This window comes from Pilosibacter fragilis, from assembly GCF_032490495.1.
In the GTDB taxonomy this organism is placed as follows: Bacteria; Bacillota; Clostridia; order Lachnospirales; family Lachnospiraceae; genus Pilosibacter; species Pilosibacter fragilis.
In genome coordinates this window covers 122,793-136,707 of sequence record NZ_JAVYJB010000001.1, presented here as the reverse complement: position 1 = coordinate 136,707, position 13,915 = coordinate 122,793, and the positions used below count along the sequence as shown (strand labels likewise).

10 protein-coding genes are annotated in these 13,915 nt (G+C 47.2%); 7 read left to right on the top strand and 3 right to left on the bottom strand.

The window, feature by feature from the left end:
• Positions 1–51 precede the first annotated feature (51 nt).
• The 3 genes from ABCW45_RS00595 to ABCW45_RS00585 form a co-directional block, all read right to left on the bottom strand.
• Positions 52–675: an ImmA/IrrE family metallo-endopeptidase gene (locus tag ABCW45_RS00595; protein WP_215630901.1), complete on the bottom strand. Its 624-nt coding sequence runs from the start codon at positions 673–675 to the stop codon at positions 52–54.
• A 69-nt stretch (positions 676–744) separates the two neighbouring features.
• The gene (locus tag ABCW45_RS00590) at positions 745–945 is read right to left on the bottom strand and encodes a cold shock domain-containing protein (protein WP_215630902.1); all 201 of its coding nucleotides are present in this window, start codon (positions 943–945) and stop codon (positions 745–747) included.
• A 236-nt stretch (positions 946–1,181) separates the two neighbouring features.
• Entirely contained in the window at positions 1,182–1,796 is a 615-nt protein-coding gene (locus ABCW45_RS00585) for a hypothetical protein (RefSeq protein WP_215630903.1), read from the bottom strand.
• Positions 1,797–2,084: 288 nt separating this feature from the next.
• Between ABCW45_RS00585 and ABCW45_RS00580 the strand changes: the two genes are divergently transcribed.
• The 7 genes from ABCW45_RS00580 to ABCW45_RS00550 all read left to right on the top strand — a co-directional run bounded on the left by ABCW45_RS00580 (position 2,085) and on the right by ABCW45_RS00550 (position 13,839).
• Entirely contained in the window at positions 2,085–3,611 is a 1,527-nt protein-coding gene (locus ABCW45_RS00580) for a hypothetical protein (protein ID WP_343219977.1), read from the top strand.
• Positions 3,612–3,744: 133 nt separating this feature from the next.
• Positions 3,745–4,251 carry a signal peptidase I gene (lepB, locus tag ABCW45_RS00575; RefSeq protein ID WP_343219976.1) on the top strand — a complete coding sequence of 169 codons (507 nt, stop codon included), beginning with the start codon at positions 3,745–3,747 and terminating at the stop codon, positions 4,249–4,251.
• Between the two features lie 47 nt (positions 4,252–4,298).
• Positions 4,299–5,690: a VirD4-like conjugal transfer protein, CD1115 family gene (locus tag ABCW45_RS00570; protein ID WP_343219975.1), complete on the top strand. Its 1,392-nt coding sequence runs from the start codon at positions 4,299–4,301 to the stop codon at positions 5,688–5,690.
• Between the two features lie 56 nt (positions 5,691–5,746).
• Complete coding sequence (locus ABCW45_RS00565; protein WP_215630907.1) at positions 5,747–7,897, top strand: VirD4-like conjugal transfer protein, CD1115 family; 2,151 nt, start codon at positions 5,747–5,749, stop codon at positions 7,895–7,897.
• Positions 7,898–8,014: 117 nt separating this feature from the next.
• Positions 8,015–8,800: a class B sortase gene (locus ABCW45_RS00560; RefSeq protein WP_215630908.1), complete on the top strand. Its 786-nt coding sequence runs from the start codon at positions 8,015–8,017 to the stop codon at positions 8,798–8,800.
• Entirely contained in the window at positions 8,781–9,041 is a 261-nt protein-coding gene (locus tag ABCW45_RS00555; RefSeq protein ID WP_343219974.1) for a hypothetical protein, read from the top strand. The genes ABCW45_RS00560 and ABCW45_RS00555 overlap by 20 nt, the downstream gene beginning before the upstream one ends.
• Positions 9,042–9,099: 58 nt before the next feature.
• Positions 9,100–13,839, top strand: a complete 4,740-nt coding sequence (locus ABCW45_RS00550) for a MucBP domain-containing protein (RefSeq protein ID WP_343219973.1) — start codon at positions 9,100–9,102, stop codon at positions 13,837–13,839.
• Positions 13,840–13,915 lie beyond the last annotated feature (76 nt).

The following is a 13,915-nucleotide window of genomic DNA, read 5'->3' as shown; positions in this document are numbered from 1 at the left end:
GCTTCCTCGATTTGCGGGGGAAGCTTTTCTTGTGCCAAATTCTATGCATGGTTATTTTGGCGATCTTTGTTTTGGTTCTGCAATCCGGTCAATACCGTATCGTTGCTCAATGCAAATCTGCGGTACATGAAAATATTTGCAGCCGCGATCAATCTTGAACATACCGTTAAGCCGGTGCTTTTTCTGATTTTTGGACTTCTTCACAAAGTCCAGAAACTGTTTGCGCGGCATCATGAATGCCCTGGCAAAGGCCTGCGCCCGGCACTCCGGATCACTTCCAGGACCAAGGTCATGAAAATGGATAATTTGTCCAAGCGGTTGCCTCTGCCACAAGTCCTCATCCGTTTGGAATCCCATACCGATAAATAACAGCCCCAGCAGCTTAGTGGCTGCATAGTTATAATAAGCGACTGGATCATCAGTGGGAACTTTGTACTGCCAGAGGCTCAGGATAAAAGAGTGGTCTCCGGTTTTGATGACGCCATGATCAAAGGCGTCTTTTGCCTCTTCAATTTTTCCACCAAGCGTTGCAACAACAGAACCAATATCCTTGATCGGGATGGTGATGTGATATTCATCCAGGACGCCCTCGGCAATTTTTTGGATCTGTCTGATCTCAGCCAGTTCTTCTGCCTGCTGTTTTAAAAACAACTGCATAAGCTCTTCGTTTGTCATAAACATTCTCCTCTCGATACCAAAAGACCCGCCCTGATAACAGGGCGGGTGTTCCGGATCTTTTTGTGATTAGATTGCGGATACACAGGTAGCAACCGGACGACCGGAAGCATCGCTGCCAGCGGTAAAGCTTACACGCTCATCAGTGTGCAGGGTCTTGTAGCCATCTGCCTGGATCTGACTGTAATGGACAAAATAATCCTGTCCGTCATCACCAACGATAAATCCGTATCCCTTGCGGGTGTCAAACCACTTTACTGTTCCATTCATAACTTGTGTCTCCTTTTCGTTTCTGATTTTTATACTTGTAATGCAATTGTCCAAGGACAGTGTATCGGAGCCATCCTCATCGACACAGTAATTATGGAACAAAAACAGAGAAAATTGGTTTTACACTAAATTACTCATGAAACCATCTCTCGCGACTGAAGTCACAAGCATGTGGCGATTAATTCTGTCAAAGTTTCTATACAGACCCACACATAAGGTAGGTCATTTACATATAATTATTCATCAAACGCCGGTTCATATCCCTGGGATGTCGTATCTTTTTCGTAATCTTTATAATACTGATGATGACGGGAGCCGCAAAGGATGGATTGTCTTACTTCCGGACGTTCCTGCAGGTGTTTCATCATAACGGAATGCTGTACCGGATCAAGGATGCGGTTGTTGTTCGGCCCCTCGCCGCTCTGGCTGTCCATCCAGTTTGCGTTGCTCGGATAAAAACGGCGCAGCATTTCCACGGTATAACCAGGTCTGGTCTCCAGATACGCAAGTGCATCAAGAACCGTACTGTTCTGCGGAGCCTTTGCGTCATTCTCATCATAGACGTTTGCCATCAGATCAAGAAGTGCGAAAGCATTGTAATGATCCACACCGTCCATGACAGCAGGCATATCCAGATATCTGGCATGAATGATACCAAAACCGAGATCATCCTTACAGTCCTTGGTGCTTTCACGCACATCCATTCTGCGCGTGCAGTTTTTTGCATAACCGATCGGCAGATCCTGACGGTATGGGTCCATAGACTTTAAGATCGGGCTCTCCTCATATTTTCTTTCTGTATAATAACGCAGCTGTCCGGATTTGGCAGCAATTTTTCTTTTATCTTCCATATATATTTTCCTCCCATTGAAAAACATCAGCGGTTTCATTTTTTTTGCGGATAAAGCCGAACTGAAATTTTCACTTCGTTTCTGCGGATATCTATTTTCATTATAATTATGGTCCTGAAAATCTGCAAGTGGATTTCTGCGGATAACAAAAAATGCCATATTTTAATCTGCCCTATATATATGGCAGATACCGGGCGCAACCTAAATTGTTGCTTAAACCGTATCCGCGGGAACCATGCCTTCCCTTTCCATAATTACCACGAGAAAAAATAAGGAGGTAAACATTTTATGGCTAAGGAAGCTTCGATGAAAGACGTCGGCATGTATCTGATGGGCACATTACAGCTCATGTTTGAAATGGCGGATGACGCCATGAGCAAATACAGTGTGTCCTATGACGATGTAAAATTTGAGGATCGGCTGGAAGATGTTGGTGGTTTAAGTTTTGTGGAACGCTCCCGTGGGGAAGACGGACATATCAACAAAGACATTCTGGAGCGTAACGTCGGTATGGTGATCACCTGCGGTGCTTACATGAAAGACCGCGTGATCGCAGAGCTTGACCGCAACCGGGTTAGCCGTGTCCAGACGGAAGAGTGTATCAACCGGAATGGACATTTGACCAATCTTTGTCATTTTGTAATCGACGCCAGGGATAAGGAACTTGCCCGGGAAATCGTGGAAAAACTCAACACCCGGGAATCCATTATGCGTACGGATGCAAAGGCATTTGCCATCCGGTGCAATGAGCAGAACATCAGTATTTCATCCGTGGACATGGAACAGGAAAAACTGGAGTATATGGAAAAGCGCGGGGACCTGCGGGTGCCGTATTGCAGTGTTCCGCTGGAAAACAACAACTGCAGGCTGTATTTTGAAACCGCCAATGCAGACAAGGTAATGAGTGAATTAAAGTATGCGACTTTAATCCTTTCCGCCAGTGCACGTGCCAATATTATAGAACGGGACGAGAGCTGGGGTAAACAGATAGAAAATGTCATTGCAAAGCTTGGGGATACCCATGCGTCCTGCGTGGTATACGACGCATATGCGCCGGACCACTATGTCACTTCCGACTCAAAAGGAATCCATCTGCACATCGGCAAACAGGAGGAACTGATCTCTCGCATGGACCAGGGGTGGGATGACCGGCTTTATGAGATTCTCCGCGGATACGGAAAAATTCATCTGGTTGATGATCTTACAAAAAACCGCGAAGCAGGGAAACCTGAAAACTTTAAACAGGAAGTCCCGGTTCTGGATGCAGAGAAACGGATCGAAATGTACAAACGCGAGCTTGTGGAACACATGGAATTCCGTCTGGACAACATGGATCTGGAACAAAAAGCACAGGCAAAAGATAACCAGGTACGACTGGATAACAGCATCTGGCATGCGATCCAGTCCGGCAATTCCGACCTGGAGATGCGTTTAAAATCCGACCGCAGCGACAACATGGAATCCCTGTTCGGCAAGAGGGATGTGAATACCGTGGATCTTGCGGATATGCGGGATTCGGAATTCATCCATGCATTCTGTATGCGTGCGCTTGGCTACGCCACCCTGGAAGATCCGGTAGCCCTGCAGGCCATGCTGGAAGAAGCAGATAAAGACCCAGTTATGATCGCACTTGCCGCAGAAGACCGTTCCGTCAAAATTGCTTTCATTCAGGAAATTGAGGAAAGCGTGGAAGAAACCAGACAGATCAAATATGAGCTGGAGGAAGCCGGGCCGAAGGATATCCTGATTGATCTGGAGAAAGAACAGACCATTACCGCAGTAATCAACGACCACGAGATGGAGGAGGAGCGCTAAAGCATCCACCGACAGTTTTCGTAGTCGATTGGTAGACCCGCCTTATGCGCGGGTCTGTATAGAAACATAGAAACTCAAACCGGCATACAGGGAAGCGTCGCCTCCCTGAGAACCATACAGGGAGGAATCTTTTATGTTTTCAAAAAATTTCAAATCACTTCGTTTTATGCTGCTGATTTTCCTGGTCACGACATTCCTGATGAATTACGTCCTGATCAATGCCTATATCCCGTCCGGCTCCATGGAAAACACAATCATGACCGGCGACCGGGTGATCGGTCTGCGTTTTATAAGACATTATAACCGCGGCGATATCGTGATCTTCCCGGATCCGGACGGCGGCGGCTATTACCTGATTAAACGGATCATCGGCCTGCCGGGCGATACCGTAACCATTCAAGGCGGAAACATATCCATAAACGGCACCCCACTTGAGGAACCATACCTGAAGGAGACAATGAGAAAAGATGAGACCTTTTCCATTACTGTCCCAGACGGCGGATATTTCATGATGGGCGATAACCGGAATGATTCGTTTGATGCAAGATACTGGGAAAACAAGATCGTATACGAAGAGAATATTACCGGAAAGGCGGTTCTGCGTTACTGGCCGGTACCGTCTTTTGGGCCGGTGAGTTAAAAGAAAAGGAGGAGAGGGAGATAATCATATCTCCCGCAAAAGGAATCATGAAAAAAGAAATTGAAAAAGTATGCCAGTCCGCAGAAGCTCTCTGCTGGACGGAAGATGAAATCAAAGAATTTAACCGCACCCACAATTCCCCGTTTGGAGAAGACTATGCACAGGGAGAAGATAACCTGCTCGTATCAAAAAACATTTTCCTTTCATGGAATGACAGCATGGCAAGACGTAGAAGCGATATTTTGGTTCTTGGAAGCACAGCTTCTGGAAAAACCTCCTGCGTCATACTGCCGAACCTGATGCATGCTTCCGGATCATACGTTGTAGCGGATCCAAGCGGAGAACTGTTAAAACGCAGCCGCGCAGCTCTTAGACAAAAGGGCTATGCAATCCGTGTTCTGGATTTTGCAAATCCAGCGGCCTCTGACGGCTACAATCCACTTCTGTATAGCGTAGATGCGGAAGATACACTGAATCTGACCCGTTGTCTGCTTGAGAATACGGAACCGGGAAACAGGGTAAACGACCCGTTTTGGGAAAAGAGCGAAACAGCCTTATTTAATGCTGTATTTGCCTTTCTGGTGCGCCGTCGTCAAGGCGAAAAGTGTACACTGCATGAAGCGCACCGTCTGGTTTCCATTGCAGCAGAGCGCGGAGGGGAATTTGATGCCTTGTTTGAGGAAGCGCGCAAAAGGAAACCAAATGACCCAGCCGTTTTAAGCTATGATGTGTTCCGGCTTGTGCCTGAGAAAACCGCAAAAGCTGTATGTGCATCCGCAGCAGAACGCTTGGCTGCCTTCAACGGGAAACCGTTAGAAGATATCAGCTATTGCGACACCATCGCATTAGATGAACTTGGTGATGCGAAAACAGCGTTATTCCTGACGGGATTCCACGCAGCTGAAAAACAGAAAGTCCTGATCCCGATGCTTATCGCGCAGTTGTTCAATACGCTGGTCTACCATGCGGCATTTGAATATGATGAAGGTGAACTGAAGGAACATGTGACTTTGCTTTTGGATGAGTTCCCCAATATCGGCTATGTCCCTGAACTGAGCAGCCGTCTTGCCTGTGGGACGGCCTGGATTTCTGTAGTCATGGCGGCGCAGAGCGTCGAGCAGATCAAACGTCTGTATCACAAGCAGACAGAAACGATCCTGGCTTCGTGCGAAGCAGTTGTATATATGGGCGGATCATGTCAGGCAGCCGATGAGAATACTAGGAACTGGATTAAAAACAAACTTGGCAGCGCCACCATTACAGGAACAGAATCGCAGTCATCTGACCCTGAAGAGGAAAACGCAAGGACAGCCCATGAGTCTGCGCCGAAGCTGGTTTTGCAGGAGGGAATCTGCCAGATCCCGGACGATATGTGCCTGGTATGCATGAAAGGTATGCCGGCAACATTGGATGAAAAATTCTGCGGATATCTGGAATAACGAAATATTAAGCGGCCGGCATAAAAACCGGCCGTTTTCTGAAAGGAGGAAACTGTTTGGCAGTACATCTTAACGTAAAAAAAGAGGAATCCGACCGCAAATTGCAGTACATCATGATCGGTATCGGATTCATTTTCTTTACATATCTGTGTGCGAGGACCGCGTACTACATGGATGCCACCGGACAGACCAGTATGTTCCTTGCCATGGTTTATGTTATTCCGACTTTGTCGGAAAATCCGTTTGCCTTGGCATTTAACAAAACTTTTTTCAGTGTGTTTGGACTTGGGTTGATCGTTATCGTGATCCTTGCGCAGGTGGCACGCGACCATAAAGTCCTAAACGCACATTACAAAGATGGAGAACAGTGTGGTACGGCAAAGTGGCAAAATCCGCGTTCCATCAAAATGTTTAACCGAAAGTTTAATGCCCCTTATGGGAAACCGATTGCTGATGGAGATGAGAATACCATCTACTCCAAGAATTGTTTTGTGACCATGAACACCCGACAGACCGGACTGAATAACAACTCCATGATCATCGGCGGCCCCGGCTCCGGTAAATCATTAAACATTGTACGTCCGAACCTGATGCAGATGTATGGTTCTTATGTCATTACGGACCCTTCCGGAGAACTGATGGCAACCACGGGAAGGATGTTTGAAGATGCCGGATATGAGATCAAGGTTTTCAACCTGTGCGACATGCCGCATTCCAATTGCTATAACCCGTTTGAATATCTGCGCGGCGAAGAGGATGTTCTGACCCTGATTTCCTGTCTGATTAAGAACACGGAGGGAAAAGGAAAGAGCGGGGATCCGTTCTGGGAAAAAGCAGAGACGGCGCTTTTACAGGCGATCATCTTTTACCTGATCCGTTATCAGAAAAAAGACAAGCAGAATTTTGCCATGGTATCAAAACTGCTGCGCCAGGCAAAAACAGACCCACAGGCAACTTCCTCCCAGCTGGATAAGATTTTTGACGAGGTACGTGCTTATAATAAGAATGACATTTGTCTGAAACAGTATGATATCTTCAAACAGGCTTCCGAAAAAACCGCGCAGTCCATCCTGATCACGGCAGCCGTAAGACTGGCGCCGTTCAATGTCAGTGCCGTGGAGGACTTGACATGTAAGGATGAAATGGATTTGTCCGGCCTTGGCGACAAAAAAACGATCACTTATATCATCGTGCCTCAGGGTAATAACCCTTATGCGTTCCTGGTTAACATGATGTACAGTCAAATGTTCGATTCCCTGTACAGCCATGCCGCAGCAGACTGTGAAGGTCTGAGACTGAAATACGATGTGCGTTTCATCCTGGATGAGTTTGCCAACATCGGCGTAATCCCGGACTTCCAGGTAAAACTTACCACCATGAGAAAATATGGCCTTTCCGTTATGATCTTCATTCAGGCAGTCGGCCAGATTAAAAACCTCTACGAGGATGACTGGGAGACCCTGATGGGTGCCTGCGATACACTGGTTTATCTCGGCGGTAACGAGTTATCCTCCATGGAGGACCTGAGTAAGAAACTTGGGCAGCAGACGATCCGCGTCCGTGATAGTTCCCATACCAAGAGCGGCAAGGGCGGTTCAGATTCCCATTCCATAAAGTATACCAAGCGAGAACTGCTTACTGTGGATGAGATCAGAAGACTGGAAAAGGGCTGTTGCATCGTGGTAATTAAAGGTGAGGATCCGTTCTATGATGAAAAATACTTCACCTTTGAACACCCAAAGGCAAAATTATTAGGAGATCTGGGAAGTGGAGTGGGTCTGTATCAATTTGATCAGTGTAACACCAGACCGGAAAACGTAGCAGACAAAGAACGGAAACTGAAAGCAAAGCAGGAAGCTGCCGTGAAGAAAGCGGAGCAGGAAAAACGTCCGGGGGCAAAACCAATCGTCGGTCGGGAAACCCGTCCGGAAACCAAACCGCCAACACCAGAGGAACAGGCGGAAAAAGCAAAACAGATTGCCGCACAGACCGCGTCCATGGCGTATGATAAGGAAAGCACCCTCGCGAAAGGCGCTACGATCACGACTGTGAAGAACGGTATTGCTTCTGTCGCAAAAAGAAATTCATCCAGTTCCAGAAAAAGTACCGTTGTGGGACATACAGCCACAAAACCGGCTGCGCCGCCGCAGTCCGGCATGGAGGGAGCCCGCAGTGCGATTGACCGCTTCAGCAACGTGGAGTTCTAATGACAAAACATAGGCAAATTGCAAAAGAAAAATTTCCATAATTGCAGGGAAACCTGTATTGACCGTATCTGTCCTGGCAGGTGCGGTCTTTTTTGGTGGATAAAGGAGAAAAGAGTTTTGCAGAAAAAATACCGAATTTTGTTATCCGCAGCTTCCATTGCACTGATCGTGGTCTCTGCGGCTGGCCTGACATTTGGAATGTTGCGATATACCAAAGCGGACAAAGGGCTAAAACACGCGGATTCCGTCATTGCAGAATATACCTACACGGTTCCGATATCGTCCGATGAGGTACAGTATTCTGTTGATACAGAAAACCTTGTAGACATCGCAGGTCTGCAGCGGGTAAATCCGGATGTTGCTGCTTATTTACAGATTCCGGACACCGCCGTTTCCTATCCGGTCATGCACTCGGATGAACCGGGATATTATCTGACCCGTGATTTTGACGGTACCAGATCCGTTTATGGCAGCATTTATGTGGACGCTGCCTGTTATGAGAATGGGCCGGTTACTTTGCTGCACGGACACAACATGAAAAACGGTACCATGTTCGGAAGCTTAAAACGCTACCGTGACCCGGAATACGCAAATTCCCATGAAAATGTCCGGTATACCACAAAGGACGGCATGGAGATTTACCAGGTATGTGCTGTGTATGATGGTTCCGTTCGGAATCTGGATCTGATGAAGTGTACCATTCCGTACACACAGGAAGAATTTGATCAGCTGAAAACTTACATTACGGAAAACGGGGCGATCCGAGAAGATTTCACCTGGGATGATAAACTCCTGGTGCTGTCCACCTGTACCGGAAGCGATAAAAATAAACGCCTGTATGTGATGTGCAAAAAATATCAAGAAATCAAAGGAGGAATTGCCGATGGCACAAAAACAGATTAGTTCCGCGCTGCAAAAAAGCGGACTGAGCTTAAAAGACCGTTATGAAAAGAAACAGGAAGAAGAACTGGTTGTGGAACGAAGACCGATCGTGACCATACTGACGGTGCTCGGAATCCTGCGGACGGCCCTGTGCTGTATTCTGGCAGCCATCGGGCTTTTGACCATGCTTCATCCAGGGCTCAGGCAGGTCTTTGTGAACCTGCTCCACGCATTCTTTATGGAAGCTGGGTTTCTTGGCTAAACCAAAAATGTGCGTTCCGCACACATAATTAAAAAAATCACAGAAAGGAGAAAGGAAAATGCGAATCAGAAAGAAAAAGATGGTGAAACCGCTGGTGCTGGCGCTGGCCGCCAGTCAGTGTATGACATCTTTTGCAGGTACATGGGTCTCAACCCCGCAAAATCAGTGGTCCTACGTCCGTGATGACGGTACCAAACAGCCGGGCGGATGGTTCACGGATCCTGCGGATAAGAAAAAATACTATATTAATGATGACGGAATGATCTTTTCCGGCTGGAAACAGATTAACGGCATCTGGTATTTTTTTAATACCGTCCATGATGGCACGTTCGGAGGTGCCCTGGTATCAAAATGGCAGTGGATTGATGGATACTGCTATCTGTTCGATGCGGAGGGAAAGATGTATGCGAATACCACGACTCCGGACGGCTTCGTTGTAAACGCCGACGGACAGTGGATGGAAAACGGGAAAGCAGTATATGTATCCGGAAAGGGCATCATCACAAAATCACCCGGCGGAAGTGCAACCGGTCAGACAGCAACAGTTAAGCGCAGCTCCGGCGGTGGAGGTGGCGGTGGCGGCGGAAGCAGTTCCGGCGGCGGGTCCTCTTCAAAAACTGTATATTATTCCTATGTGGTACGTTATGTGGATACAGAAGGTAACCTTCTGGCCACCACGGAAGGGGAAACGGTCCGCAATTCCTTCATTACCGTAGCCACCCGTCAGTTTGACGGATATGAGTTCATCGAAGGCCAGCTCGGATCACAGAAAGTCACACAGGATGGTGCTACATTCCTGATGATCTATAAAAAATCAGCAGGGCAGCCGGATCATGGTGACAAAGACAACGGAAACACGGATGAAAGCAGTGAATGCGCATACACTGTCCTTTATATTGATAGCGAGGATGGCCATACGTTAAATGCCGTCACCGGACGTGAAAAAAAAGGAAAAACAGTATCCGTAGAAAATTCCGTGGAAGGATATACGGCTGCTGCCGGCAATACTCCGACTTTCGCGGTAACCGGAGACGGCATGGTAATCCGGCTTTATTTTAACCGGAAGGAAGAGAGCTGTTCCTATACGATCCGATATGAAGATGAAGAGGGTAATATTCTGGAGCTTGTATCCGGAAACGCTGTTAAAGGTTCTTCCGTCACCATTCCAAAGAAAACATTTGACGGATATACATGCATCACGGACCGTTCCGCTCTGAAAGTGGACAAAAACGGTGTGGAAGCAGTAATCCGGTTCCGGAAAAATAAAGCGGATGACGACCATAAAGCAACAGACAGTAATGCGGACAAGAAAGAATTCTCTTACACCGTATCCTATATCGACCGCGACACTGGGGAAATCCTGATGAAGGAAACCGGTACCGCTAAGGAGGACGAAGAAATTATCCCGTCCGTGGACTTTGACGGATACCGTTATGCAGACAGCTATCACTTTACAGTGGGGACCGGTAAAAATATGTTCAAGGTCTATCTCATCCGTACAGGAGAAGACGAGGACTTCGAGGATGTGAAATATACCGTGACCTGTGTGGATGAAAACGGGACAGAATTGAAAGTGTTCCACGGCACCGTCACCGTTGGAGATGATCCGGTGACAGTAAGGACTGCTTACGATGTGGAAGGTTATGAACTGGATGATGATGCGGAGATTACCGTAACCAGGGATGGCGCAAACAATTTTACGCTCCGTTACAAGAAAACCGCAAACAGTTCTCTGACTGTTGTGTGCCGTGACATCGACACAATGGCGGACATTGAAACGAAGACAATTCCTGGAAATACCGGAGAAAGTGTAAGCCTTGCCGGGATCTGCCCGGACGGATACGAAGCCGCCGGGGAACTGCCAGAAAGTGCCACAATCTCTTCCAATGAATCCAACAACACAATCTATCTTTATTATAAAAAAATTGTGGAAAAGCCGGATGTAAAAAAAGAGGTTCCGTATACGATCCGGTTCCGTGCGTATGGGGATAACGATGCTATGGTCATGAACGATGTGACCGGAACATGGACATTGGGTGAAAAACTTCCTTATTATTTTGCCAAAGTCTACAACGATGCCCAGGGGAGAACCTGGACCGCTATCGGTGACAGCCCGCAGATCTTTACGGTCAGTGACCGCGCAGCAAATATTTTTACGATCGAATTCAAACTGACCGGACAGCAGGAAGAGATCAATACGGAAAGGAAATACACGATCAAATACGTGGCGGAAGACACCGGCTCCGTGCTCGGAATCACGACTGGAATCGGGCATGTAGGAGATCAGATCCCGTATATGAATACTTCGGACAGCTATGGATTTGCACAGACATCCGGAAACTATCATGTAATTTCCGATGACGGCAACACCGTGGAAGTGATTTTAAAAAGAAACAAATTCCCGGGACCGGAGAAAAATCCGAGCACCGGGAAATATGACGGATATGAATGGCTGGCCCTTTTTGTGGATGATAATGGAAATCAGCTGCTGCCGAACGTCAGCGGTTTTACCGTAAAAGGAGACCGTCTGCGTTTTGACTATCCGGATACCATTGAAAAAGACGGTGTAACATACCGCGCCGTGACACAGTCACCGTATATCGAGTATACGGATCAGACTACATACCAGCAGTATGTGATCCGCTATGTGGCAGGAGAAACATCTGAAACCAAACTGGATGAGTGGACAACAAAGGCACAGGAAAAGAAGGATGCCTTTTACGGCACGACCCCGTACCATTTCTTTGTCGCATACCGTGAAAAGAATTCCTGGAATGATATTGGACTGCAGTTCGGCATGGGAGCGAAAGATTCCACGGTAGAAATTGGGGCACTGGATATCCCTGGATGGAATATTCCGTCCGAAAACCTTGGTTCCTTTACCCTGGATGCGGACGGAAAAACGCAAACAGCCCAGTATGAAAAACCGAACGACGGTACATCATCGGATTACAATAAGCGCGGATATACAGTCAGGATCGTAGACGAGGATGACAATGACCTGTTTGATCCGTACAGCGGATATGCGGCTTTTGTAAAGGGAAATTCAAGTATTGACTTCCCGGTATATTTCCCGTCATCTTTCCAGGATTCGGACGGAAACCGTTGGGAAGCGGACGAAACATCCCCGAAGAATTTTGTCCTGAGTGCCATGGATGCAAATGAGCTGACAGTCCGTTACCACAAAACATACGTAAATAAAAAGGAAGAATTTATTGTGGAAGACAATACGGGTTTCAACCGCATTTTAAATGATTTCGCTTCCCATACCAATGATTCTTCCCAGCATGAATACTATGTAATCGGACGTGGATACGACACCTCCACGGCGGAAGTCAGCGCCACCATGTCAGCATACCGGCTCGCTGGATATTCCAATGAGGTCGTGGATACCTTTACACTGGATGGCGTAACCTATACCGTTTCACGTGTGCGTTATTACCGTAAGTGGGAACAGAATGCCTGCACGCATGACTGGGAAGCCGTGGAAGATCTGAGCGGCAACTGTTTAACGACAGCCTCCCATACAGTACGATGTACCAAATGCGGCGAGGAAGTGACCGTGCTGGTCCCAGCCACCGGGCACAAAGATAAGGACCATGACGGACGTTGCGACGTATGCAGTGTCCAGTTATCGCAGAACCTGGGAGATGCGATTGCGGTAACCTGGGATTCCGGTTCTCTTGGCTTCGGCACAAAGAAATATACTTTTACCTGTATCGACACAGATTATAACGGTACAGGGAAAATGCTCTTCATCGCATCCGAAGGAGTCGGAAGCGACCTGTATGGAACTTATACAACAGCCGACAGTGCAGCATACACATCCTCAATGCTTCAGCAGTTCCTGGATGATGCCTTTGCGGATGGCCTTTCCAACCGTCTGAACTTAAATTCGATCGACGGGAATGCGGTTTCCATTCTTACCAAAGAAGAATATGATCACTACCGGGAAGAGGCAGAAAACAAGTTTGATTTCCCAGAAGGCATTTACTTAACAAAGGGAGACTCAGATACGGAAGTAATCCTGACAAATGGCACAACCGTTTCCAAAGAAAAAGCATCTGCTTATGAAGCACATCCGGTCATCCTCCTGAATCGTTCCGGTGAAAACCAGAAAGCGGAAGAGGAACACTGGAATGTCGGCGACCTGCAGGCACGTGAAATCAACGGAAAACTTTATCTGTTCCGCTGCGTGGATGAAAACTATATGGATAAGTCCTCTACGGACAAGAGCATGGCACTGTTCCTCTGTGACACCGTGATTCCGTCCAATGAAGGACTCGGGTTTGACGAAGCGGATGGCACACAGTCAACTAGATTCTTCGGAAGCACGAACAACTATAAATACTCCGCAATCCATGAATGGCTGACAGCCAATAACCCGGATACAGATAATCTGGTACGCATGAATATCGGAATCAAGAATGAATACACCGGAAGTTCCGCGACAGGGTTGTTTGACAGTGTGACGGCGAAGTCATTCTCACGTTACACCCGTTCCAACCCACAGGTACTCTATTCGGGATTTTTCATCCCATCCCTGGAAGAGGCACTTTCCATGAAAGATTACCTTTGGAAAGTGGATCATTCCAATGAAAATAATGCAGAAAGCATTATCACAAAATACTGCGGCTCTTATTGGCTGAGAACTCCGGAATACAGAACAGACGATATGGTTTATACCGTCAACTTAAAGACCGGAGCCATTGAGCCGAGATCCGTAAAAGCAACCAAAAACAATGATTTATGTGATATCGGCATCCGTCCGATGTATGCAATGTATCAGGGAAGCTGACTTGTAAGTGCCGGTAGGAATCATCCTGCCGGTACTTTTTTATTACCAATTTTACAAAAAAGAATTCCATAATTAC

Excerpts from the sequence above, each read along its gene's own strand:
- ABCW45_RS00595 (WP_215630901.1), bottom strand. The coding sequence starts at position 675 with ATGACAAACGAAGAGCTTATGCAGTTGTTTTTAAAACAGCAGGCAGAA.
- ABCW45_RS00590 (WP_215630902.1), bottom strand. The coding sequence starts at position 945 with ATGAATGGAACAGTAAAGTGGTTTGACACCCGCAAGGGATACGGATTT.
- ABCW45_RS00585 (WP_215630903.1), bottom strand. The coding sequence starts at position 1,796 with ATGGAAGATAAAAGAAAAATTGCTGCCAAATCCGGACAGCTGCGTTAT.
- ABCW45_RS00580 (WP_343219977.1), top strand. The coding sequence starts at position 2,085 with ATGGCTAAGGAAGCTTCGATGAAAGACGTCGGCATGTATCTGATGGGC.
- lepB (WP_343219976.1), top strand. The coding sequence starts at position 3,745 with ATGTTTTCAAAAAATTTCAAATCACTTCGTTTTATGCTGCTGATTTTC.
- ABCW45_RS00570 (WP_343219975.1), top strand. The coding sequence starts at position 4,299 with ATGAAAAAAGAAATTGAAAAAGTATGCCAGTCCGCAGAAGCTCTCTGC.
- ABCW45_RS00555 (WP_343219974.1), top strand. The coding sequence starts at position 8,781 with ATGGCACAAAAACAGATTAGTTCCGCGCTGCAAAAAAGCGGACTGAGC.
- ABCW45_RS00550 (WP_343219973.1), top strand. The coding sequence starts at position 9,100 with ATGCGAATCAGAAAGAAAAAGATGGTGAAACCGCTGGTGCTGGCGCTG.